Source organism: Nesterenkonia sp. DZ6 (assembly GCF_022565835.1).
Taxonomy (GTDB): Bacteria; Actinomycetota; Actinomycetes; order Actinomycetales; family Micrococcaceae; genus Nesterenkonia.
Genome location: NZ_JAJOYW010000002.1, coordinates 124,375 through 145,884, shown reverse-complemented (window position 1 = coordinate 145,884; position 21,510 = coordinate 124,375). Strand labels below are relative to the sequence as shown.

Genomic DNA, 21,510 nt, shown 5'->3' with positions numbered 1-21,510 from the left:
TCGACGGCGACTCACGAAGCCAGGGCGATCGTGCTTTCGTCGCATTGCTATCGAAGGTATGTTCGATAGATACTGAGGCTCCCATGCGTATCGAACAGATCCAGAGTCTCGATGAGACCGACGTGGCTCGGGGCCTCTTGCGGGTTCCTGAGTCTGTGGCTGCTGGCTATCCGTCCCCGGCCCAGGACTACCAGACAGCTCCGATTAACCTCTCTGAGTACCTCATCCGAGATCTCAACAGCACTTTCCTTGTCCGGGTCTCGGGTGACTCGATGGAAGGTGCGGGGATCTGTGACGGTGATGAACTGATCGTGGATCGCTCGCTGACCGCGGGAGACATGTCCGTGGTGGTCGCTATTCTCGACGGTGAAATGACCGTGAAGCGGCTGAGGCTCGTCAATGGGAGAGTGGTGCTCCAAGCGGAGAACCCTTCCTACCCCCCCCGATCGAGGTTCAGGAGCTGTCTGAACTCGAGATCTGGGGAGTCGTCATCAAGTGCATCCACAACGTGTAGCCGACTTTGCTGAGCTCGCGGGCCGCGACTTCATAGGCCTCATCGATGTAGAAGTTCACTTTCCCAAACAGTGTTGCGGTGTCCAGTTGAGCAGTCGCAACGCGGCACCATGATCTGGCGCTGCCACCTACTAGTCTCTCGGGAGCCTTTGAGGAAAATAGCCTGCACTCACTGAGTACTACACGCTCCTTGTCTCGTTCCGGAGATAAGTAAGCTGGCCGGATGAAGCCACTGGTATTTCTGGACACGACTGCTCTGTACGGGACGGGAGGGTTCACCAGTTCGGCGGTGAAGCAGGTATTCGCGCTCTCGAGTGCTCGGCTCGTTCATCTCGTGGTGCCCGATGTGGTGATTCTTGAGCTCGGCCGGCAGTGGAAAAAGTCTTTCGACCAGAAGCGGCTCAAACTCATGAACGCTACGAGCGGCTTCAACATGGTCACACAGATGGCGGGCGCCCAGAACGTAGCTGTGGTGCCCCCTGACCTGGACAGCACAGATTTCTATAGGGGCATGAAGAGACGACTTTTGAAAGAGTCCGTCGAGATAGCGACCTACTCGAAGCTTTCCATTGAGGACCTCTTGTCGCGGGACCTCGAGGGGCGTAAGCCGTTCTCGGAGAGTGGCAGAGGTTTTCGTGACGCATTAATTTGGGAGAGCATTCGTACGTACTGCTCTACCTCGGGCCACGCGTCCGGGCCGGCCATTTTTGTGACGGCGAACCACACGGACTTCTGCGAAGAACAGGGCGGGCCCCTGCACTCAGAATTACGGAGCGAGCTCAAGGGTTCGCAAGGACTCGAGGTTGTAGACTCCCTGCAGTCTTTGCTGAGCCACCAGAAGATTCGCCCACTGGCTGAGATTCTTCGCGTGGTCGACAAGACGCTGACTGATGCGAGGCTCAGCGAACTTTTGGATCGCGCCCTGGAGCAGTTACAGGGCTTAGATGTTGAGGCAACACTTGGGCTGTACGACGGCGATGGCTTGATAACTAACCCCATCGAGACAGTTCTGGACGGACCGTCGTTTGCGGAGATTGTCATGGACGACGCGACCATCGAATTTCATACGTTCGATGCCGGCGAGCCAGGGACGACGACCATCCGAGTGACTGTCGAGGCTGATTGTGTCCTCGAGGGCTACATCTACAAGAGTGACGTGTCTCTTTACGAACTCGACAGTGTCGCAATTCTTGGGGATTGGAGCAGTCATATGCTTCAAGCCACCGAAACGCGTCGCGTTCAATTCACGCTCGGGACAGACTTTCCAACAGGTCGGATCGAAGATGGAATGCTTGCTGTCGAAGTCGTCGAGGACATTACCGATGCGTGAATCTGGCTTTGGGACGACGCGCGCTGAACGGGCGCTCTACACGGTAGAAGGCTCGGTCGCTTTGTGAGCGTACGCGTCCTTCGTAGAGGTGCTGCATTGGCATGCCGCCCTGTGTCGCAGCCCGGGTGAACTAGAAGTGGAACGGCTGACCGGCGTTGTGCTCGAGTTCCAGTCGGTGTACTTCCTTCATAACGGTACTCCGAATGAACTCCTCGACTGTTCGGGGCGTGCCATCGGAGGCTTTAACGAAATCACAGACCCCACGAATTCGTGCCTCTTCCTGCTGGTTGCCCCAGAGGAGCATGTCATCTCGGAGGGCTGCAGGGGCGATCGAGCTCAAGTTGGCGAAGATAGATCGTTTTGGACCAGGCTGGGCGGTGCTTTGACTTCCTTTATATTCCCAGGAGGCTGTGGATAGCGTGGACAGACGGCGGACGGGACGCTTGTTGATCTTGGGTCTCCGATCTGAGTGTGTACGGCTGACGGGTGGCGAGAACTGCCTATGTCCTGCTGGTCGCCGGATAAACATACGAGACCTACGCCAGTGGATCCTCACGGAGAAACCTCTTCGTGCGAGGTGGGTCATCGATTTTTGCGGATCGTCGCCGAGAATTAATCTATCCGACGATTGGATGGTCCTACCGGGCTAGACCATCGAGCCAGACCTGGTATCGAATGCCTTATTCATCCAGAAGTGGGGTCGCACGTCAAGCAACCAGACTTGCGGCGTGCAGAGTCTACTGAAGGCACCGGCTGGTCTGATTTGCAGTTTGAAACAGCGCCAAATGGAATCATCGAGCAAGCTGACCGGAGGGTCCTACCCCTGAGTTGAACAGACGCGTTGAAAGTACCTCTCTGGAAATCGAGTGAGGTAGATTCTTGATATGACTGGACAAAGCGGCTTGGGACACTGCCAGACTGCCCGGCCCCGACCTCCCGTACACGGGGAAATCGCATGAGCCGTGCTCTCCCGGAAGCCGAACAACTTTTTCGTCGGTTCGACTCCGACAACGCTTCGGATGGCGCCGCACGAGACCGCTTCGAGCAGTTTGTCTCGGATCTCGTTGCCGTGAGGTGGATTGACGCAACGACGGTCGCCGCGAATAACCATAACGACTGGGGCATTGACACCTTCGTTGGAGAGTTAGACGGGGGGAAGGTCCAAGTTTGGCAATCAAAGTACATTCGGCACTGGCAAAATGCGTCACCCCAAAACCAAGTGAGGGAATCGTTTCGTTCGGCCTCTAAGAAGGCGAAAGAGGAGAACTACACCATCGTCGAGTGGACACTCGTGGTTCCTGCGATCCTGCATCCTCAGCAGATGAAATGGTTCCTCGGGTGGGCGGGTCGTTGCAAAAGGGAGACGGGTACCAAAGTCAAGCTCTGGCAAGGCGACCAACTGCGTCGCCAATTAATGAGCAGCGAATCGATCAATGTGCGTCGTGAGTATTTCCCTCATACGGTGGATTCTCTGCCTCTGCAGCGTATTGCTTCGCCAGACGTGGCTCTTACTGAGGATTATGCAGCCTTCGACAATGCGCTGTTCGTTCGGCAACTTCAGGCCTCTGGTTTCGAAGAGACAAGCGCTGCTTGTGGCATGTTCTTCGCGACTGAAGCCCTTCGACGCGACCTCGAGGCCAAGGAGGCGGCGACTGAACTTCAGGCGCTCCGAACCGTGCAACTCGATGTCCACGGGATCTGGGAGATGCGGTTCAACGAACACGCACCTTCCGCCTCTGCCGATGGCATGATGCCGGCGTTGTACGGACAAGTCATTGGTGAAGCTGCATCCACAGCTGACGCCCCGGGATTAGTCCTCCAACGGGCCCACAAGCAAGGTGCCGCGCATATGTTGGTCGAGGAAGGAAGAGCCGGGTGGGTCAAGCACTGGCGACATGTCGCAGAGGAACACCGCGGCGACATGCATGTCAGTGGCGACCGCGATGCTAGTGACAGCACGCCAGACCGCGATCCGCACCAGCGCACCGTAGAGGAACAGCCATCGTGATTAGCGGAGAAGCAAGTCTCACGAGCGAACCAGGCGCATCCTACGTTCCTGAGAGTAATCGCACCTTCCGTATGGCTCGCTTGATGCTGCTCATGTCCATTGCGAAACAGGATGGTCGACGCATCGAGTCGATAGATCGGCTCACTTATTACGAGTTCTTCTCCGACAATCCGTGGGCGGTTACCTCTGGCAGTTCTGAGCAGGATGCCGCAGACAGGGATGCTTTGAGGCTAGTTGGTTTCGCGCGAAACCAGCTCTCCTACGCATCTACAGGCCAACGCTTTGTTTCACGACGGGAACGGATCCGCTCAGACTTGGCGCATCTGATTGCACGTGGTCTCGCATCGCTAGACGGAGGTTCGTTTTCGACTACGCCACGCGGGGATGAGCTTTCTGATGGGTTGATGTCTTCATACGCCGATGCCTACCGGGCTTCTTCACGCATCGTGCTCCGACGACTTACGCGCCTCTCCAACCGCAGGCTGACAGAACAGGTTGAGGACTGGCTTGGCCGTCCGTGGCTGTTATTGGATCTTCTAGAGGACGTTCGGGGGGCTGGCGTGCCCGCCCTGCCGGAGAAGAACGAGCAGCGGAAATCTGAGAAAATCCGATTGCAGGAGGAAGGGGAACCATGGGTCTCCGAATAAAACGACTCCGTCTTGAGGGGTCGTCCGCAAATGCGGGGCCCTATGAGGTCTCCTTCCAGCCAGAAGGCTCAACGGATGGATACCGCCCGTTGTCTATCATCGCGGGACAGTCCCTGACGGGTAAGACGACAATCGTCGATTTCATCGAATATTGCCTAGGTGGGGCGCGCCTACCGCCTCATGACGAGGTTCGCGCGAACGTGAAGGCGTCGTCACTCGAACTCGATCTGGGCAGCACCCCGACGGTTATCGAGCGCTCAGCTGTGCTGCAAGCGTCGGAGTTTGCGACTGTCTGGCAGGCCACCCTCGACACTCGTGACGGTGCAGCAGAGCGGCGCTTCCCGGTCGAACCAACGAGTGATCCGAACGGACTATCCCAGTTTGTGCTCGCAGCATCAAACCTCGACGGAGTTCGTCTTTCCGACTCAGTGGTGAAGGAAGACACCGGGTCGGGCATGCTCTCTATCCGTGACGTATTTAGGGTGATGACCGTCCGGAACGAGCGGTTAGATTCTAAGAATCTCGTCTACGAGCGAGAAAACTTCATGGTCACGCAGAAGTATCGGCAGACCATCGAGGTCATGTTTGGGGTGTACGACAACGAGGAAGCAGTTTTGGCAGCTCAGCAGAAGCGACTGTCTCAGGACTTGAGCAAAGAGAAGGCGCGCCTTGAAACTCTGTCAATAAGTGCAGAGCGCGATCACCCTGGCGGTCGCGCTGCGCTGGAGAATACTCTCGACAGGCAATCGCTTGACCTTGCGGAGCTAAACGCGCAACTCCGGTCTCTGGATGCGCAACGCCGAAGCACAGAGTCAGCTTCCATTGAGATCCGGCAAGCGCTCGAAGCCTCGAGGCAAAAGGAGACCGAGCTGCAGATCCGTGTCCGCGATCGGCGCTCGTTGCTGGAACGTCTTGAAGCTCTCCGCCTGCAATATAACGACGACCGGCGAAAGTTGCATTTTCTTCTCGACGCGGACCGCTTGTTCGATCCCCTCGGGGTGACAGAGTGCCCTGCATGCCTAAAGGCCCTGAAGCGCACTCCGTCGATCTCGGATGGTTCGTGCACTTTGTGCCATCAGGCCATAGAAGACCCCGGCGAGGAAGGGAGGGAGGAGACCCAGAACAAGATAGTCGAAGCCGAACTCCGTGCCTTGACCGCACGAATCAAGAGCTTGAACGAGTACATCGTGCGACTCGTCGTTGATCAGGAGTCGCTTGTTCTCCAGTTGGAAGAGGCCAGGCTGGACTCAGTAGCCTCGGCGCAAGCGGTGGATGCGATCACGGAGAGCCCCGCCCCCTGGCTCGCGCTCCGGGACAGGATCACGAACGACATTATGCAGCTACGACTGGAGCGGCAGTCCACCGAGACCGGGGCGAAAGCCTGGCAACGTGTTGAGAGGGTCGAAGTCCTAGTCAACTCGCTGCAAACTGAGGTGAAAACTCTATCTGCTCAACGCCGCAAGAAACGCCCGGATCGCGAACAGGTCGTGGCGCTCTTGTCGGACCGATTCGTCTCTATCCTCGCTGACATCGGGTACCCCAAGTTGGGTGACGCGTACGTTAGCTCGGACTTCGTCCCCTACGTGCGCGGACTCAAGTACACCGAAGCGAGCAGTGGGGGCCTTGTAGTCATTGCACTCGCCTGGAACTTGGCGCTTTGGCAGGTTGCTTTCGAACAAGACGCAGACGCGCCCGGGCTTCTGATAATTGACAGTCCGCAAAAGAACCTAGGGCACAATGCTTCGCCTGAGGACGACTTCGCGGATGCAAGTCTTGTGGACCGGTTCTACGCTCACGCGAAAAAATGGTTGGCGGGGGACGGCCAAGGTGCTCAACTAATCGTTGTTGACAACACGCCACCCACGTCACTCGATGACGACGTCGTCATTCGGTTTACGAGGAGTGCAGAAATCTACCCGTATGGATTGATCACGAACGCGGTGGATTGACTTAGAGACGTTCGTGGCGCTCAGACGCGGTGAATGAGATGCAACTGGTACTGGTCTACGCCGCTGATCGACATCATCGTTGTCCGGGGAAAGCAATGTTTCACGGCGACTAGCGTCTGGATCAGGAGCGATCGACCGACACTAGACTGAGGTGCGACATATCTCGATTATAGGGGCTACCCCCGTCCTGGTTAGTGGACACTCTTCGTGATTGTCATTCATAGCTGGCACTGCCCTAACGCGTCAGATGCAGATGTTGACCTGAGGCCGCGACAGCACACGATTGACACCTTAGGTATTGGCTCGAGGGATCGCGAAAAGTCTACTTTGGAGACTTCGTCGGTCTCCGAAAGCTCTGGATTCTTTCGTCAGACCTCAACTGGTCGATAAGTTCCTCGCGTTCGTCTAAGGCAACCGAAAGTGCGGTTGCGTAGTTCCGAAGCTGCAAGGTCAGAGACTCTATCTCGCGATTCGACTTGATGCTTCGATCGCGTTCCTGCGCGAGCCGTTCCCGGACGAGATCAAGTTCCGGTTTGCGGCGGTTCAATTCGCGGGCGCGTTCTTGGAATGAGCTATTGATGTCGGGGTTGTCGTGCGTCAAGCGGTGTCGTTTTACACCGGCCACCTCGGCGAGGATCGCGGAATCGGGCCGCTGATCGAGTCGATCCGCGCGAAACTCGATCAACCGGCGATCGGCCTCGGCGCGGCGGGGTTGAAGGGTGGTCCTGCGTGGGAGATGCGCCGAGAGATGCGGAGTCCTCGGTATACAACCCATTGGGATGAGCTGCCGGTCGTTCGCGCGATCTAGGCCGGTTTTCAGCCTCTGAAGCACGCTGGTGTCTCGACCTGGTTCTGGGCCGGCAGCTGTGCCATAGGGGTGGCCGCAGCGCTGGATGTCGCCTACAGTCTGGACAGCTCGCGCTCTCGAATGGCGATCACCCGGTCCAACTCATGAGCGACAGCCTCGCGGCATGGGTGACAGGGTTTCACTGAAATGTCAGGCTAGACATGACCTCAGTTGTGCGATCCGGCGACAGTGCGCGGTCCTTCGTCAACTAAGGGTTCGACCAGAAGCGTTCAGAGAGACCGAGCTCCTCTGCCACATTTTCCGGGGACAACTCGACAGACCTGGCGCATTCTTCTAGAAGGATCACCCGGCAGTGGATGGTGGAAACCCAGTTCGTGGGTCCGGCCACGAGCGGCAACACAACTCAGGATGATCGTTTATCGATCTGGCCCTGCCCTTGGGCAAAATGCACTCCGTCGACGTCAGGCGAAGAATGCCCGGAAGGGCAGGTCAGGCTTCCTGGTCCGGGTTTTCGGCATGACCCGAGAGCGTGACCGCTCTGTATTAAAGCACTTCAGTGTCGGCCAGTTCTGCCATCAGGGTCGAGTAGTTCCTCATCGAGGTGAACCCGGGCACCAGGTTCGGATCATCGTAGTCAGCGATGTCGCTGGCTACAGTCGTGGTGCTGCCCATGCCGGCGGGCGGGATGTTGAAGCTGTCCACCTTCACGAAGAGCGCGCAGGCACCCAGTGCAGAGACCGCCAGTTCGGCGTTCTCTGCGACTTCGACGATCAGGATGCGCGGACCCATAAACTCAGGGTCCAACACCCACTCGCGCACCAGGGCGTCAGAGGTCACGGTCGGATCAGCACAGTGCAGTGCGACTGTCACGCCGATGGCAGGGTCGTGTTGATCCTCCGCCTTCAGCCGGTTCTTCGTGAGCTTCAGGCCCAGCGAGTCCGCCAGTGCGCGAGACTGCATTGCACGCAGCACAGGATCTTCGCCGAAGACGATGATCGTCGCGCCACCGACCGAGCGGATCTTCTTGTCGAGGTCCACTGCCAGGTAGTCGGTGTCATAGTTCGGGCCGTAAGCCCTGATCTCATGGTCGTTCATCACTGTGTTGCTCCTGCTCTTCTCGGAGGTGATCGGCATGCGTGCCACATCGGCAGGCAGTGGTTGGTAGGGGACGATCTTCCTGGGGGCTTCCGGCTTTGACGCCATCGCAGTGACGACAGACTCCACGAAACACAGGGCGGTTCGCTGATGGCTCGCTGACCTAGCCTGTTTTCGGTCACGTCGCTGGAAAGCAGGTGCCGATTCGTCGCGCTCGCACCGTAGAGGCCCAGGGCGGGCCACTACGGTGCGAGCGCGAGGAACGGCCAAGCGCCCGTTACGGTCCCTGATTGGTCAGACTCCTGCGCTGGCGGCGGCGCTAGTCTGGTGCTGAACTGCGCGCTTGCACTGTTCTTCCAGAGAGCCTGTGAAGCCGAGCTGGTCGGCAAGGCCCTTAAGAGCGGCGATCCTGTGGATGTCCGGGTTCCCAGCGGCATCCACGTAGTTGAATCCGAGGGCCAGAAACTGCGCATTCTCCCGCCAGTTGGCCTCAATCTTTCCGAGCCTGGGATGGTGATCCACGAAAATCAGCGGATACCGTTCACGGACTTGAGCCAATGAAGTTCGCCCATTGAGTAGATCGAGCTTGACCTGCGTAAGGGTGTCAGTGGGCTGTTCACGAGTTCGCGCGAAATGAGCGTCGATCACCGCGCGCCAGTCGAAGTTCGCATGGACCTCCGAGTCCTCGTAGCGATGCTTGCGCTTGGCCTGTTCACTCGGAGCCTCGTGAGTAAGGTACCGCAGATAGGTGGGGAAGGCTCCGCGGCCCTTGAGGGGGATTACGAGGTGTTCGGCGATCCCGATCCAGGAGGAGACCTGGTGCAGGGTGCGTCCGTCCTGGAGACGGAGTGCGCCCTGAACATGCGTCGCCACGGGCGTACCGTCCGGATGGCGGTCCTTGTCCTGGAGGACCCAGGCATACTCTTTGATCGACTTGTGCTGGTCCAGGCCATGCTCGAACTCGTCGAGGTTCAGCAGAACTGCACCCGTATTGGGGTGGATTAGCCGCGTGGTGAACTTCATCATGCGGAACCTCTGAGTTCCGGCCGTCCGGGCGGTGTTCTTGTTCGAGCTCATCATTGCTTACCTTTCTTCGGCATGCGCATTAACGCATGGCAGTGTTTTTCGTTCAGTGGGGGAGTATCTGGGGTTGAAGGGCTCAATCGCGCGAGCACACTTGAGCACACTTGGAGGCGGATCACGGCTTGCAGACCGTCGAGCCTGGTGATGGCTCCGTAGAAGCCGGAAATACGCGGAAGTGTCGATGCAGACTGGTGTTGACGTCCGTAGCCGAGCACAGTTGAGCACAACTGAAACGGGGTCTGTCCCTCAAGGAAGAATCGGGCGAGCGGGCGCGCGCACGCGCATTGCTGAAAGGGATCTGTAGGTACAGCCCAGCTGACATCTGGTCCAAAAGCACAGTTGAGCACAGCAATAGCGAGTTTTGCCCCGCAGGTTGGCAGGAATCGAGGGGGAGGGTTACTGGGTACACCGCACCGCAGTATGCCTGCTTCCCTTTGTTTACGGTGTTTTTGTGTACCCGGCAGGGGGTTACGTGGTGATGGGTCGCCAGTGCCTATCCAGCTGATGGCACCCAATGGGGAGATCCACGGGTCCGCTGCGACGTGATCCGGCGCGAGGAAGACGCAGGTCATCGCGTACCTCGGCGGGAAGCGGGCTGCTCGTGATCCCGAAGATACTTCTCCAGGGATTCCACCCTGTACAGGATCTTAGAATTGATCTTGACGAAGGGGGGACCCTCGCCATGGCAGCGCCACTTGGCAAGGGTCTGTTCGGCGACGTCAAGATACTCAGCAGTGCGCTTCGCGGAGAGTGAGCCTGGCTTCAGGGTGACGGCAGGGGGCATGGGTGTCCTCGCAAGTTTAAAACTTACGGGAGACCGCGGCACCAATCCCATTAGCGGATACCCTGGCGCACGTGCACCGGGTGGTGCGCGTCTCTTCGTCAGAATCTATGGACTGTCGTCCAAAGACTCCCACCCTTTTATTCTCAGGCTGATGGTATATTCCCATAGATTTCCGAACTTTTCCACAGATAAACTTGGACATGCAGAATAGGGAACTTGGGTTATGACGCCGATGCGCGCCACCACCGCCCGCCTTGAGCCTGGCGCCCACTCGAAAGATCGGGTGAAGCGTCGTTAAGCGGGGCCCTTCCTCAAACAAGCTATTCTCACGTGGACGGGCGCGAAAAAGGACCTAGGTGCGGCCGAAGTTTGACGCGGTGGACTATTTGAATTCCCTTAAAGATCAGCACTGAAGATCGCGGCCGGTGGCCAAATGAACGCCAGCGGCAGAACGGTGGTCATGCCTGACCAGGAATGCATCGAGAACACTATGACTACCCCGGCGGCAACTCGCCCGGCACGCAGCCCCTTAGGGGAGACGATGAGACGTTCATGTGTCCCGAAAATTGGTAGTGCTCACCGCTGCACCGTGCTTATCCGCAGCTCTGGCTCAGTTGCCTGGTGGAGTCACCCATTGGTGAGCCTTCGGGCTGTCCCTGGGTGTTGCAGCCACGTGGCTGTCTTAGCGGTCATTGATCTCCAGAGGGGCAAGAGCCGTGTAAAGGCGTCGTGAGATCACAAGGCCTCCTCGGAGGGTGGTGATTCGGTGCGAGAAACTGCTAGACGTTGTTCGTCGTGGCGAGGGAAGCTGCGTTCGTTGAGTTCCCCGCCGCAGCGTTGCTTAGGCCATTGAGATGACTGGATGACGTCCTTGCTTGCGGGGGTGTGGACCCCGGGGATCTGAGTGCGACGCTCACACCTGCGGCGGGCCACCGGGTTCACGCACGAATCCTCTGCTCCTAGACCGTAGTCTAGAGCGTAGTCGTGGATTTCTCGTCAGCACTTTGTCCACTAGAACCAACAAAACTCCATTTCAGGAGCCTTTACGGAGCCGCCTGCCGGAATCGAACCGGCGACCTATTCATTACGAGTGAATCGCTCTACCGACTGAGCTAAGGCGGCGTGGCACCGCGGTGAGGCGCACGAGGGTTCACTTTACTGGTGCACCCCACCGCGGTCAAAGCTCGCTCAGTCGTGAGCTGGGACGACCATCACCGGAGCCGTCGCGTGGTGCAGCAGCTCGCGGGAGACCGAGCCAAGCAGCGCGCTGCGCATTCCTCCGTGACCCCGGGTGCCGACCACTGTCAGCTGTGCCTTGCTGCCCATCTCCTGCATCACATTGACCGGGAAGCCTTCCTCGACGGAACCGGTGACGGAGAGCTCCGGGAACTGCGCCTGGATCCAGCCGACTTCCACGTCGAGGTCCCTGTTCAGGTCATCCACCCGGGTCTGCACCATCGCCTGCTCCCGGGCGGCAAGCTCCGGGTACCACATGGCCGCCGTCGTCAGCGGTGGCAGCGCCATCACCAGCTGCAGTCGGGTGCCGTGGCTGATCGCTGTTCGAGCGGCCTGCACGGAGGCTCGCCGGGAATGTGGAGATCCGTCGATGCCGACGACCACCGGCCGGGTGTCAGCGGTGCTGATCGCCTCGGAACCCTCGCCCACGCTGGACTCGTCGGTGTGTGGGACCACCACCGTGGGGGAGTGGGCGTGACCTGGCAGGGCGGCTGCCACGGATCCCAGGATGCGCCCGGTGAACCCGCCGCGGCCGCGACTTCCGACCACGCACAGCTCAGCGGAGCCCGAGAGATGGACCATCAACCCTGCGGCGTCGCCGTGCTCCAGTCGGTAGGTGACCTCGCCGGCATGTCCTGCAAGCTGTTCCCGTGCCGTGTTCAGCGTCTTCTCCGTGGCCTGCCGCGCCAGGGTCTGGCCCCCGGCATCCGGGAAGCTCTCGAGGTATCCGCTCACCGCGGGGGGGATGGTGAAGGAGCTCATCACCGTCAGCGGGAGACCACGGAAGTGCGCCTCGCGGGCCGCCCAGCGCAGTGCGGAGGTGGCGTTGGGTGAACCGTCGAACCCGACGAGGACGCCGAGCGGGCGCGGGGCCCGTGCCTGTTCACCGCCAGCCGTCGGCTCCGGAGCGCTCGAGGTGTGGGCATCGTGAGTCTGGGAATCGGATGACGTCGCATCGGGTGTGAGCGGAGCTTCTGTGTTCATGGCAGTGTCCTAACGCAGATCAGCTGAAAAGGACCGATGAGTCAGAAAGGCCGTGTGGACGTCGTCGTCACCGGTAGTCAGAGTCTACAAGGCAGTTTCTACAACCGGTAGAAAAAAGTTCAACAATCTTCGCGACCCTCGGCCAGGTCCCCGCCGAGCAGATACCCGTCCACCGCCTGATCCACGCAGCTGTTGCCTGACCGGTACGCCAGGTGCCCTTCGCCTTCGCGGATGATCAGCGCAGACTGCGGCACCTGCTCGTGCATGTTCTCCGCCCATTCCACCGGGGTGGCAGGGTCTCCGGTGGTGCCGATCATCAGCAGCTCGTCGACCTCGCTGAGCTCAGGGTCCCAGGGTTCCGTCACGTTCTGAACGGGCCATTCCTCGCAGACAACGGCCCTGTGCCCGAGGTAGGGCCCGAAGGTGGGGGCTTCTTCGGAGACCTCTTCGAACTCGGCCTCGATCTGATCGGGGTCCTGCGGCATCGGATAGTCCAGGCACATCACTGCGGTGAATACGAAGCTGTTGATCCATCCGTAGCTGCCGTCGGGGCTCCGCCCGGACTGCAGGTCCGCGAAGTACTGAAAGCTGGTGAAGTCCTGCTGCACCAGGGCCATGGTCAGCGCCTCGGAGAGCAGCGGCCAGCTCGCGCGGCTGTACATCGGGGTGATGAAGCCGCTCACCAGGGTGGAGACATTGATGGTCCGTCCGTCCGCGCCCTGCGCCGGGTTCTCGGCGACTCCGGCGAAGAGCTCCTGCACGCCGTCGACCACCTCATCCACGGTGTCTCCGGCCGGGCAGGTCGCCTGCTCGGTGCACCACTGCGCATAGTTCTCCAGCGCCACCTCGAAGCCGAGCGCCTGCCCCTTGTTCAGCTCGTGGGCATCGATCGAGACGTCGAGCATCCCGTCCAGGACGAAGCGCCCCACCCGCTCACCGTAGTGCTCGGCGTAGGTCATCCCCAGCTTGGTACCGTAGGAGAAGCCCAGGTAGTTCAGCTCGTCCTGACCCAGCACGGCGCGGATAACGTCCATGTCCCGGACCGCCGAGAGCGTGTCCACGTGTCCCAGCAGAGCGCCGCTCTCGGACTCGCACCGTGCCGCCAGCTCGGCGGCCGATTCGCGGGCCTCCGCGTATGAGGACTCGGCGTCGAGCTGTTCGTCGGAGACCTGCTCGCGGTACTCGTCCATCTCGGCGTCGTCCAGGCAGTTCACCGGCGCTGACCGGTGCACCCCGCGCGGGTCGAAACCGATGATGTTGTAGTGCTCGACGAGCTCCTCGCTGAACGCGATCGCGAGCGAGTCGGCGACCGCATCATAGCCGGAGGAGCCGGGTCCGCCGGGATTGGTGAGCAGATATTCGGCCTGGTCTCCGCCGGACTGGGAGCTGATGATCCGGATCTCGAGATCCGTTTGTGCCCCCGGATCGGCCCAGTCCATCGGCACCGTGACATCGGCGCACATCATGGTCTCCTCGCAGGAGGTCCAATCGATGTCCTGCTCGTAATACTCGGTGTAGTCCTCGGCCGCGCCGGCCAGTTCGCCCGCCGGCACCGAGGTGGCAGTCATCGGCTCCGCCTCAGCGTCTGCCGCGCCGGAATCCTCGTCCCCACCGGCGTTCACGCAGCCCGAGAGCAGCAGCGCGGCAGCGGCGGCGAGGCTGATCAGCCGAAGCCTGCCGGGAGGGAGACCAATCTCAGGCATGGGACCTCCCGGGTAGGAACTGCATCATCAACGCCTCCACGGCCAGCAGCGGGGGGACATTCTGGGTGATCCGGGTCCGGGCTGCGTTGATCGCGTCGAGCCCGGCCAGGGTCTGCTCGGCGCTGAGCGATTCCGCGTATCGCTTCAGCTCCTCACGCAGATGCTCGTTGATCAGCTCCGCATGGGTCTCCAGCTTCAGGCTCAGCACATCTCGGAAGACCGCGGTGAGGTCGATCAGCGCCCGGTCCAGGGAATCGGCGACGGCGCGCTTGGCCCGCCGGGTGTTCTCCTCCTCCAGCTTCTTGAACTGGCTGCGCAGCTTGGGCGGGATCTTCTCCTCGGCCTCAAGCCCCAGTGACCGACGCAGCGAGGCCTGCTCGGCCTCCAGCCGCGCCTCCGCAGTGCTGGCAGCATCCGCCTGGGTCATCTCCACCAGAGACCCCGCGGCCTTGATCGCGGCCGAGGAAGAGGTCAGCCGCAGCGGCAGGGTGACCACCTGCTCGCGCCTGCTCCGTGCCTCCGGGTCCCGGGCCAGCCGGCGCGCGACCCCGATGTGGTTCTGCGAGACCCGCGCGGCGAACTGCGCCTGCTCCTCGTTGAGCCCGTCCCGGCTGGTCAGGAGCTGCGCCACCGCGGCGGTGGGCGGGATCCGCAGGCTCACCAGCCGGCAGCGCGAGCGGATGGTGACCAGCACGTCCGCCGGACTCGGGGCGCACAGCACCCAGAGCGTATGCGGCGGCGGCTCCTCGATCGCCTTGAGCAGCACATTGGTGGCCCGTTCGGTCATCCGGTCCGCGTCCTCGACCACGATCACGCGCCAGCGTGCACCCTGGGGCTTCTCCTGCGCGGTGGTGATCAGCTGGCGGACATCGTCGATCTTGTAGGTCACGTTCTCGGTGGAGACCAGCTTCACCGAGGGATGGCTCTCCGCGGCCACCAGCCGGCAGGACCGGCATTCGCCGCAGCCGCGGGCCGCCGGCTCGTCCTGGTCACAGTTCAGGGCGGCGGCGAAGGCGCGTGCGGCGTTGGACCGTCCCGAGCCTGGGGGACCGGTGAACAGCCACGCATGTGCGGGGGTGCCTGACCCTGCGGCGCGACGAAGCTGTTCGACGACGGCATCCTGGCCGACCAGCTCGGTATAGACGCTCATGGGCTCAACAGCTCCTGGACCCGGGACCGGATCGCGGCCTGCAGCTCCTGCGCGGAACCAGACGCGTCGAGCACCAGATATCGCTCGGGCGCAGCGTCCGCGCGGGCGAGGAAGGCGTGGCGCAGCCGGTCATGGAAGGCGTCCTCGGCGGACTCGATCCGGTCCGAGTGTCCCGCGCGGCCCTCCCGCCTGGCACGCGCGATGGCCGGATCGATGTCCAGCACCACGGTGAGATCCGGCTGCAGCCCGCCGGTGGCGAAGGCGTTGATCTCAGCGACGGCCGCTGTCCCGAGCTCGCGTCCCACACCCTGGTAGGCCACCGAGGAATCCACATAGCGGTCGCAGAGCACGAAGCGGCCGGCCTCGAGTGCGGGCTCGATCCGCTGGACCACATGGGCGGCGCGGGAGGCCGCGAAGAGCAGCGCCTCGGTGCGCGGATCGACCTCGCCCTGATCATGTTCGAGCACCAGCGAGCGGATGCGCTCGCCGATCACGGTTCCGCCGGGCTCGCGGGTGCGCTCGTAGGGCACCGACCGATCCTCGAACCAGGACTCGAGCAGGTCCAGCTGGGTGGTCTTGCCGGCGCCGTCGCCGCCTTCGAAGGCGACGAAGCCTCCGCGTCTGAGATGGGTCACGCTCCCAGCCTACCCAGCCCCGGTGACACGGACATGACACCGGGAGCCCGGGCAGCGGCGGGCGGCCCACCCAATCCCGGACACCTGCTGGGGTACCGTAACAGTGTGAACCAGCACGAACGCACCTTTGTGGTCAGTGCGGGCCGCGGCCCCCACGGTCCGAACCAGCCCGTCAACATGCCGGTGGACTTCACCTCCACGTATTCCTACCGGCCAGGCGTCCACGCCTCCTTGGACTACGCGCGGGAGGGGATGCCCTCCTGGTCCCCGCTGGAGGAGCTGCTGGCTCAGCTCGAGGCGGGCACCCGCACCACCTCCCAGTCCCAGGGTCAGGTCACCACGGCCGAGGAGCATCCGGTCCAGGTGCTGCCAGGTCTGCTGTTCTCCTCCGGGATGGCCGCCATCTCCGCCGTCGTGCATCTGCTGCCACCCGGAGGCCACCTGATCATGCCGCGGCACAGCTACATGGGATTCTCCGCGCTGGCCCAGCAGATGGCAGACCAGGGTCTGCTCACGCTGCACCGGGTGGACATCGCCGACACCGCGCAGGTCTCCAGCACGCTGCACGACGTCTCCACCCTGGCTGGCGCCCAGGACGCTCGCGTCATGCTGTGGATCGAATCCCCGACCAACCCGATGCTGGAGATCGCGGACCTTCCCGCGCTGCTGGCCGCTGCGAAGCAGCGCGGGGTGCTCACTGCGGTGGACAACACCTTCGCGACACCGCTGCGCCAGCGCCCGCTCCAACACGGCGCCGACGTCGTGGTCCACTCGGTCACCAAGTTCCTCTCCGGACACTCCGACCTCATCATGGGCGCCGCGATCACCGGTGATCGCGAGATCCATCAGCGGCTGCACCAGCACCGCACCCTCCACGGCGCGATCCCGGGCCCGATGGAGGTCTTCCTCGCCCTGCGCGGCGTGCGCACCCTCGCGGTGCGCCTGGACGCCGCGGAGTCCAACGCCGGCGAGCTCTCCCGCCGGCTGGATCAGCTCAGCCGGGATGCCGGGCTGCCGCTGCGCAAGGTCAACTACCCCGGCCTGGCCGCGCACCCGCAACATCAGCGCGCCGCAGAGCAGCTCGGCGGGTTCGGCGCGATCCTGACCATCGAGCTCGACGCCGACCAGCCCGGTTCCGCCGACGCCTGGGATTCAGCACAGCCCGGTTCCGGAGAGCCCCAGCCGGGACAGCCCGATTCGGGCCAGCGCATCACAAGTCAGCGCAGCGAGGCCGAGGTGGCCGACGCGGTGCTCAGCGCACTGCAGCTCTGGACCCCGGCCACCAGCCTGGGCGGCGTGGAGTCCCTCGCCGAGCGCCGTCGTCGTCATCCGGGTGAACCGTCCTCGGTCCCGGACGGGCTGATCCGGCTCTCGGTGGGCATCGAGGACGTCGAGGATCTCTTCGCAGATCTGCTCAACGCGTTGCGCGCCGCCGCAGCCGGGGAGCCCATCCGATAACATCGGGGTATGCAGTCTCCCCTCTCTGATATCTGGATCTTCGTCCTGCAGACCGAAGCCTGGATGCACCTCGCCTTCGCACTGGTCTGCCTCGGGCTCGCCATCGTGGCACTGGTCAAGTGCATCCCCAAGAACGCGCAGCGGTTCGACATCGCCTTCAAGCGGACCAAGGGCTTCTGGCTGGGCATGACCGGCGGCGCCGTCGTCCTGGCTCTGCTCGGCGCTGCGGGAGCCGGTCCCTTCGGCCTGATCTTCCCGGTGGCCGCGGCCTGCATGGCGATGGTCTACCTGACCGACGTGAACCCCGAAGTCTCCGACTGACCGCACCCTGCGCTGATTTCCACGTTCGACTCCGAAAGGGAGACACACTCCTATGGCCTATGACCTGATCCTGCTCCGCCACGGGCAGAGCGACTGGAACGAGAAGAACCTCTTCACCGGGTGGGTGGATGTGCCGCTGACCGCCCTGGGCCGTGAAGAGGCCGCACGCGGCGGTGAGCTGCTCAAGGAGCATCAGCTGCTCCCCGACGTGGTCCACACCTCGCTGCTGCAGCGCGCCATCACCACCTGCCACCTGGCGCTGGAGACCGCCGACCGGCTATGGATCCCGGTGAAGCGCGACTGGCGGCTCAACGAGCGCCACTACGGCGCGCTCCAGGGCAAGGACAAGGCCGAGACGCTGGCGCAGTACGGCGAAGAGCAGTTCATGATGTGGCGCCGCTCCTATGACACCCCGCCGCCGGAGATCGCCGCCGACGACGAGTTCTCCCAGCTGGGGGATCCGCGCTACGCCGACCTCGGCGACTCCGCGCCGCGCACCGAGTGCCTCAAGGACGTCGTGGATCGGATGCTGCCCTACTGGGAGTCCGCCGTGATCCCGGATCTGCGCGAGAACAAGACCGTGCTGCTCGCAGCCCACGGCAACTCGCTGCGCGCCCTGGTGAAGTACCTCGACGGGATCTCCGACGAGGACATCGCCGGACTCAACATCCCCACCGGGATCCCGCTGCACTACCAGCTGGACGACGATCTCAAGCCGCTGAACCCCGGCGGCACCTACCTCGACCCCGAGGCCGCCAAGGACGCGATCAAGGCCGTGGCGAACCAGGGCAAGAAGTAGTCCGCACAGCGAAAGAGACCCCTCAGACATCATGCGATGTCTGAGGGGTCTCTTCGTGGGTCATCCGATGCTCACACGCCATCGATCGGCCGGCCTGCGGCGGAATGGGCGCCCGAGAGTGGCGTGATCACGCCGCAGAGCGCCCGATGCATGGTGGTGGATGTGCCTGGGGAAGGCCGTTCCACCAGCAGGCTCAGTGTTCGCGGGTGTCCCAGGCGCCGGTGACCAGATAGTCGACCTTGTTCGCCACCGAGACCCCGTGGTCCCCGAATCGTTCGAAGAACCGGCTCACCAGGGTGGAGTCCACGCTGGTCGCCGCGCTCTGCTGCCAGTCATCGGCTGCGACGATGGTGAACACCGAGGCGTGCAGGTCGTTGAGCTGTTCGTTCAGCGCGTGGATCTCCGCGACCAGGTGCAGCTCGCGGGTCTCCAGCAGCGTGATCAGCCGCGACGAGATCTCGGTGCTCAGCTTGGCCATCTTGTCGAAGACCGAGTGCAGCGAGTCCGGGGCCACCCGGTCCGGGTAGCGCATCCGGGCGAGCTGGGCGATATGCCGCGCCAGATCGCCCATGCGCTCCAGCGAGGTGCTCATCCGCAGCGCGCCCACGATCATCCGCAGGTCTGAGGCCACCGGACCCTGTAGCGCGAGCAGCTCGATGGCCTTCTCGTCGAGCTCCACCTGCAGCCGGTCGATCTGGGCATCGGCGGCGATGACCTCCTCCGCCAGCTGGAGATCGGTGGTGTCGAAGGCGGTGTAGGCCTTCTCCATCGCCGTATGGACCAATGATGTGATCTGTATCAGCTGCTCACCAAGGTTGATGAGGTCTGCCTGAAAGAGCTTTCGCACGTGTTCGCGTTCCTTTCCCGCCGTGGAGTATCCCGACAGTGAATCCTTGCTGGCGCAGATGAACGCCAGCGAAGTCAGCAGTCGACGCGAAGGTGAACGCTGGCTGAACCCTGGGCGCTGGTCCGGGCTTATGGTGCCCCTCACCGGGAGTCGGGCCTAAGCTGTAGGACGTGGATCACCTGCTCATCGCCGCACTGTCCGGCGTCGTCGGCCTGGCACTTGGCGTTGTCGGCATGTATGCCTTCCGCGTCAGTGAGAAGCAGCGTGCCGCCGGCATCGATGTGGACGAACCCTCGATGCCCGCCGGCGCCACCGAGGTGCTCGCCTCGCTCGGACTGGCCTATATCGTCGTGGACACCGTCGACGGGGTGGTGCGCGCCAACCCGGCCGCCTACGCCTTCGGCCTGGTCCGCGGCCATACTGTGGTCCACCAGCAGCTGCTGAACCTCACCGCCCGGGTACGCGGGGACGGGGTGATCATCGATCAGGAGCATGAGCTGGCCCGCGGCCTGCAGGGGGAGACCTCACTGGTCGTGCACCTGCGCGTGGCGCCGCTGGGGGATGAGTACATCCTGGTCCTCGCCGATGACCGCACGGAGTTCTCCCGCATCGAGGCGGTGCGAAATGACTTCGTCGCCAACGTCTCCCACGAGCTGAAGACCCCGGTCGGGGCGATCTCGCTGCTGGCCGAGACCATCGAGGACGCCGCCGACGACGACGTCGCCGTTCGCCGCTTCACCCAGCGCCTGCACAAGGAGTCCCGCCGACTCGCGGCGCTGGTCCAAGACATCATCGAGCTCTCCCGGGTGCAGGGCAAGAACGTGGTCCACGCCGGCCGGCCGGTGGACCTCGAAGACGTCATCGCCGACGCCGCGGACCGCTCTCGGCTGCCCGCGGAGTCCAAGAACATCGAGCTGAAGATCGGTGGTGCGCTGCCGCACCGGGTCCACGGCGACGCCGACCAGCTGGCGATGGCGTTCCGGAACCTGATCGACAACGCCGTGCGCTACTCCCCGGAATCCACCCGGGTCGGCATCGGGCTCTCCAGCCGCGACGGGATCGCCCAGGTCACCATCACCGACCAGGGGATCGGCATCGCAAGGGAGGACCAGGAGCGGATCTTCGAACGCTTCTACCGGGTCGACGCCGCCCGCTCCCGCCAGACCGGAGGCACCGGCCTGGGCCTGAGCATCGTCAAGCACGTGATCACCAACCACGGCGGCGAGGTCGCGCTGTGGTCCCAGCAGGGGAGGGGCTCCACCTTCACGGTGCGCCTGCCCGAGCTCGACGAGAGCCTCGACACCCTTGAAGGGCTCGGTCGGGGTGCGGCCGGGCTTGGCCAAGCATCAGTTCGCACCGCCCCACATGGTGCTGCATCGCGTCACAGTGCAGCGAACCCGGCACCCACCAGGGCCGGCGAAGGAGGAAACGCGTGACCAGAATTCTGCTCGTCGAGGATGAGCCCTCATTCTCAGAAGCACTGTCCTACGCCCTCGAGAAGGAGGGGTACGACGTCGTCGTCGCGGAGAACGGCCTCGACGCCGTCGAGATATTCACCCGTGAAGGAGCAGATCTGGTCCTGCTGGACCTGATGCTCCCCGGGCAGTCCGGCACCGAGGTGTGCCGCCAGATCCGGCTGCAGTCCAATGTTCCGGTGATCATGCTCACGGCCAAGGACTCCGAGATCGACAAGGTCGTGGGCCTGGAGCTCGGCGCCGATGACTACGTCACCAAGCCCTACTCCTCCCGGGAGCTGCTCGCCCGAGTCCGAGCGGTGCTGCGCCGGCGGGTCGAGACCGAGGTGGACGACGGCTCGATGGTCATCGCGGGACCGGTCAGCATGGACATCGAACGCCACACCGTGGAGGTCAAGGGCGCGCCGCTGAGCCTGCCGCTGAAGGAGTTCGAGCTGCTGGAGATGCTGCTGCGCAACGCCGGGCGGGTGCTCACCCGGGGCCAGCTCATCGATCGCGTCTGGGGATCGGACTATGTCGGAGACACCAAGACCCTCGACGTCCACGTCAAGCGACTCCGCGCCAAGATCGAACCCGACCCGTCACGCCCGGAGTTCCTGATCACCGTCCGCGGGCTGGGCTACAAATTTGAGTCCTGAACCGGGTCGGTAGACTGGCCCAGGTCCCCGAAGCGTCGTCCCCCTCA

Annotated in this window: 20 protein-coding genes, 1 tRNA gene and 1 pseudogene; 11 read left to right on the top strand and 11 right to left on the bottom strand. The window is 62.6% G+C overall.

Annotation, left to right across the window (positions count from 1 at the left end; translation table 11 throughout):
- Positions 1–83: 83 nt before the first annotated feature.
- A pseudogene (locus LTH93_RS06285) lies at positions 84–514 on the top strand (LexA family protein).
- 222 nt (positions 515–736) lie between these two features.
- Positions 737–1,843: a PIN domain-containing protein gene (locus tag LTH93_RS06280; protein ID WP_241470433.1), complete on the top strand. Its 1,107-nt coding sequence runs from the start codon at positions 737–739 to the stop codon at positions 1,841–1,843.
- 130 nt (positions 1,844–1,973) lie between these two features.
- Here the strand turns inward: LTH93_RS06280 and LTH93_RS13455 are convergent, their stop codons facing one another.
- A complete protein-coding gene (locus LTH93_RS13455; RefSeq protein WP_370642724.1) occupies positions 1,974–2,147 on the bottom strand; it encodes a ParB family protein in 174 nt (57 codons plus the stop codon).
- Positions 2,148–2,798: 651 nt separating this feature from the next.
- Here LTH93_RS13455 and LTH93_RS06275 point away from each other — a divergent pair.
- The 3 genes from LTH93_RS06275 (at position 2,799) to LTH93_RS06265 (ending at position 6,447) form a co-directional block, all read left to right on the top strand.
- Complete coding sequence (locus LTH93_RS06275) at positions 2,799–3,851, top strand: hypothetical protein (protein WP_241470432.1); 1,053 nt, start codon at positions 2,799–2,801, stop codon at positions 3,849–3,851.
- On the top strand, positions 3,848–4,498 hold the full coding sequence (locus LTH93_RS06270) for a hypothetical protein (protein WP_241470431.1): 651 nt from the start codon (positions 3,848–3,850) through the stop codon (positions 4,496–4,498). Before LTH93_RS06275 ends, LTH93_RS06270 begins: the two co-directional genes overlap by 4 nt.
- An 89-nt stretch (positions 4,499–4,587) precedes the next feature.
- Positions 4,588–6,447 (top strand): ATP-binding protein, encoded by a 1,860-nt coding sequence (locus LTH93_RS06265; RefSeq protein WP_241470430.1) that lies wholly within the window; start codon positions 4,588–4,590, stop codon positions 6,445–6,447.
- Positions 6,448–6,769: 322 nt separating this feature from the next.
- Here LTH93_RS06265 and LTH93_RS06260 read toward each other — a convergent pair whose 3' ends face one another.
- A complete protein-coding gene (locus tag LTH93_RS06260) occupies positions 6,770–7,132 on the bottom strand; it encodes a hypothetical protein (RefSeq protein ID WP_241470681.1) in 363 nt (120 codons plus the stop codon).
- Here LTH93_RS06260 and LTH93_RS13450 point away from each other — a divergent pair.
- Positions 7,040–7,255, top strand: coding sequence for a DUF4113 domain-containing protein (locus LTH93_RS13450; protein ID WP_370642701.1), 216 nt, complete (start codon positions 7,040–7,042; stop codon positions 7,253–7,255). The genes LTH93_RS06260 and LTH93_RS13450 overlap by 93 nt on opposite strands.
- A 543-nt stretch (positions 7,256–7,798) precedes the next feature.
- On the opposite strand, the gene LTH93_RS06250 is transcribed toward LTH93_RS13450, so the two are convergent.
- The 8 genes from LTH93_RS06250 to tmk all read right to left on the bottom strand — a co-directional run bounded on the left by LTH93_RS06250 (position 7,799) and on the right by tmk (position 15,925).
- Complete coding sequence (locus LTH93_RS06250; protein ID WP_241470428.1) at positions 7,799–8,350, bottom strand: hypothetical protein; 552 nt, start codon at positions 8,348–8,350, stop codon at positions 7,799–7,801.
- A gap of 294 nt (positions 8,351–8,644) precedes the next feature.
- A complete protein-coding gene (locus LTH93_RS06245; RefSeq protein ID WP_241470427.1) occupies positions 8,645–9,376 on the bottom strand; it encodes a Rep family protein in 732 nt (243 codons plus the stop codon).
- Positions 9,377–10,001: 625 nt separating this feature from the next.
- Positions 10,002–10,217: a helix-turn-helix domain-containing protein gene (locus LTH93_RS13445; protein WP_370642700.1), complete on the bottom strand. Its 216-nt coding sequence runs from the start codon at positions 10,215–10,217 to the stop codon at positions 10,002–10,004.
- 1,049 nt (positions 10,218–11,266) lie between these two features.
- A tRNA-Thr gene (locus LTH93_RS06240) sits at positions 11,267–11,339 on the bottom strand.
- A 66-nt stretch (positions 11,340–11,405) separates the two neighbouring features.
- The gene (locus LTH93_RS06235; RefSeq protein WP_241470426.1) at positions 11,406–12,437 is read right to left on the bottom strand and encodes a universal stress protein; all 1,032 of its coding nucleotides are present in this window, start codon (positions 12,435–12,437) and stop codon (positions 11,406–11,408) included.
- 119 nt (positions 12,438–12,556) lie between these two features.
- Entirely contained in the window at positions 12,557–14,140 is a 1,584-nt protein-coding gene (locus LTH93_RS06230) for an alpha/beta hydrolase (RefSeq protein WP_241470425.1), read from the bottom strand.
- Positions 14,133–15,290: a DNA polymerase III subunit delta' gene (locus LTH93_RS06225; protein ID WP_241465221.1), complete on the bottom strand. Its 1,158-nt coding sequence runs from the start codon at positions 15,288–15,290 to the stop codon at positions 14,133–14,135. Before LTH93_RS06225 ends, LTH93_RS06230 begins: the two co-directional genes overlap by 8 nt.
- Positions 15,287–15,925: a dTMP kinase gene (tmk, locus tag LTH93_RS06220; RefSeq protein WP_241465220.1), complete on the bottom strand. Its 639-nt coding sequence runs from the start codon at positions 15,923–15,925 to the stop codon at positions 15,287–15,289. The genes LTH93_RS06225 and tmk overlap by 4 nt, the downstream gene beginning before the upstream one ends.
- Positions 15,926–16,030: 105 nt before the next feature.
- On the opposite strand from tmk, the gene LTH93_RS06215 reads away from it, so the two are divergent.
- Genes LTH93_RS06215 through LTH93_RS06205 form a run of 3 tightly spaced genes read left to right on the top strand, consistent with a single transcriptional unit; the run spans position 16,031 to position 18,503 of the window.
- Positions 16,031–17,383 carry a trans-sulfuration enzyme family protein gene (locus tag LTH93_RS06215; protein WP_241470424.1) on the top strand — a complete coding sequence of 451 codons (1,353 nt, stop codon included), beginning with the start codon at positions 16,031–16,033 and terminating at the stop codon, positions 17,381–17,383.
- Positions 17,384–17,392: 9 nt separating this feature from the next.
- The gene (locus LTH93_RS06210; RefSeq protein WP_051501343.1) at positions 17,393–17,704 is read left to right on the top strand and encodes a DUF2516 family protein; all 312 of its coding nucleotides are present in this window, start codon (positions 17,393–17,395) and stop codon (positions 17,702–17,704) included.
- Positions 17,705–17,756: 52 nt separating this feature from the next.
- Positions 17,757–18,503, top strand: coding sequence for a phosphoglyceromutase (locus LTH93_RS06205; RefSeq protein WP_241465218.1), 747 nt, complete (start codon positions 17,757–17,759; stop codon positions 18,501–18,503).
- A gap of 193 nt (positions 18,504–18,696) precedes the next feature.
- Here the strand turns inward: LTH93_RS06205 and phoU are convergent, their stop codons facing one another.
- Positions 18,697–19,350, bottom strand: coding sequence for a phosphate signaling complex protein PhoU (phoU, locus tag LTH93_RS06200; protein WP_241465217.1), 654 nt, complete (start codon positions 19,348–19,350; stop codon positions 18,697–18,699).
- Positions 19,351–19,520: 170 nt separating this feature from the next.
- Here phoU and LTH93_RS06195 point away from each other — a divergent pair, with 170 nt between their 5' ends.
- The gene (locus LTH93_RS06195) at positions 19,521–20,786 is read left to right on the top strand and encodes a sensor histidine kinase (RefSeq protein ID WP_241465216.1); all 1,266 of its coding nucleotides are present in this window, start codon (positions 19,521–19,523) and stop codon (positions 20,784–20,786) included.
- Positions 20,783–21,463 (top strand): response regulator, encoded by a 681-nt coding sequence (locus tag LTH93_RS06190; RefSeq protein ID WP_241465215.1) that lies wholly within the window; start codon positions 20,783–20,785, stop codon positions 21,461–21,463. The genes LTH93_RS06195 and LTH93_RS06190 overlap by 4 nt, the downstream gene beginning before the upstream one ends.
- Positions 21,464–21,510 lie beyond the last annotated feature (47 nt).

Excerpts from the sequence above, each read along its gene's own strand:
- LTH93_RS06275 (WP_241470432.1), top strand. The coding sequence starts at position 2,799 with ATGAGCCGTGCTCTCCCGGAAGCCGAACAACTTTTTCGTCGGTTCGAC.
- LTH93_RS13455 (WP_370642724.1), bottom strand. The coding sequence starts at position 2,147 with ATGCTCCTCTGGGGCAACCAGCAGGAAGAGGCACGAATTCGTGGGGTC.
- LTH93_RS06210 (WP_051501343.1), top strand. The coding sequence starts at position 17,393 with ATGCAGTCTCCCCTCTCTGATATCTGGATCTTCGTCCTGCAGACCGAA.
- LTH93_RS06225 (WP_241465221.1), bottom strand. The coding sequence starts at position 15,290 with ATGAGCGTCTATACCGAGCTGGTCGGCCAGGATGCCGTCGTCGAACAG.
- LTH93_RS06235 (WP_241470426.1), bottom strand. The coding sequence starts at position 12,437 with ATGAACACAGAAGCTCCGCTCACACCCGATGCGACGTCATCCGATTCC.
- LTH93_RS06205 (WP_241465218.1), top strand. The coding sequence starts at position 17,757 with ATGGCCTATGACCTGATCCTGCTCCGCCACGGGCAGAGCGACTGGAAC.
- LTH93_RS06250 (WP_241470428.1), bottom strand. The coding sequence starts at position 8,350 with ATGAACGACCATGAGATCAGGGCTTACGGCCCGAACTATGACACCGAC.
- LTH93_RS06230 (WP_241470425.1), bottom strand. The coding sequence starts at position 14,140 with ATGCCTGAGATTGGTCTCCCTCCCGGCAGGCTTCGGCTGATCAGCCTC.
- LTH93_RS13445 (WP_370642700.1), bottom strand. The coding sequence starts at position 10,217 with ATGCCCCCTGCCGTCACCCTGAAGCCAGGCTCACTCTCCGCGAAGCGC.
- LTH93_RS06280 (WP_241470433.1), top strand. The coding sequence starts at position 737 with ATGAAGCCACTGGTATTTCTGGACACGACTGCTCTGTACGGGACGGGA.
- LTH93_RS06245 (WP_241470427.1), bottom strand. The coding sequence starts at position 9,376 with ATGATGAAGTTCACCACGCGGCTAATCCACCCCAATACGGGTGCAGTT.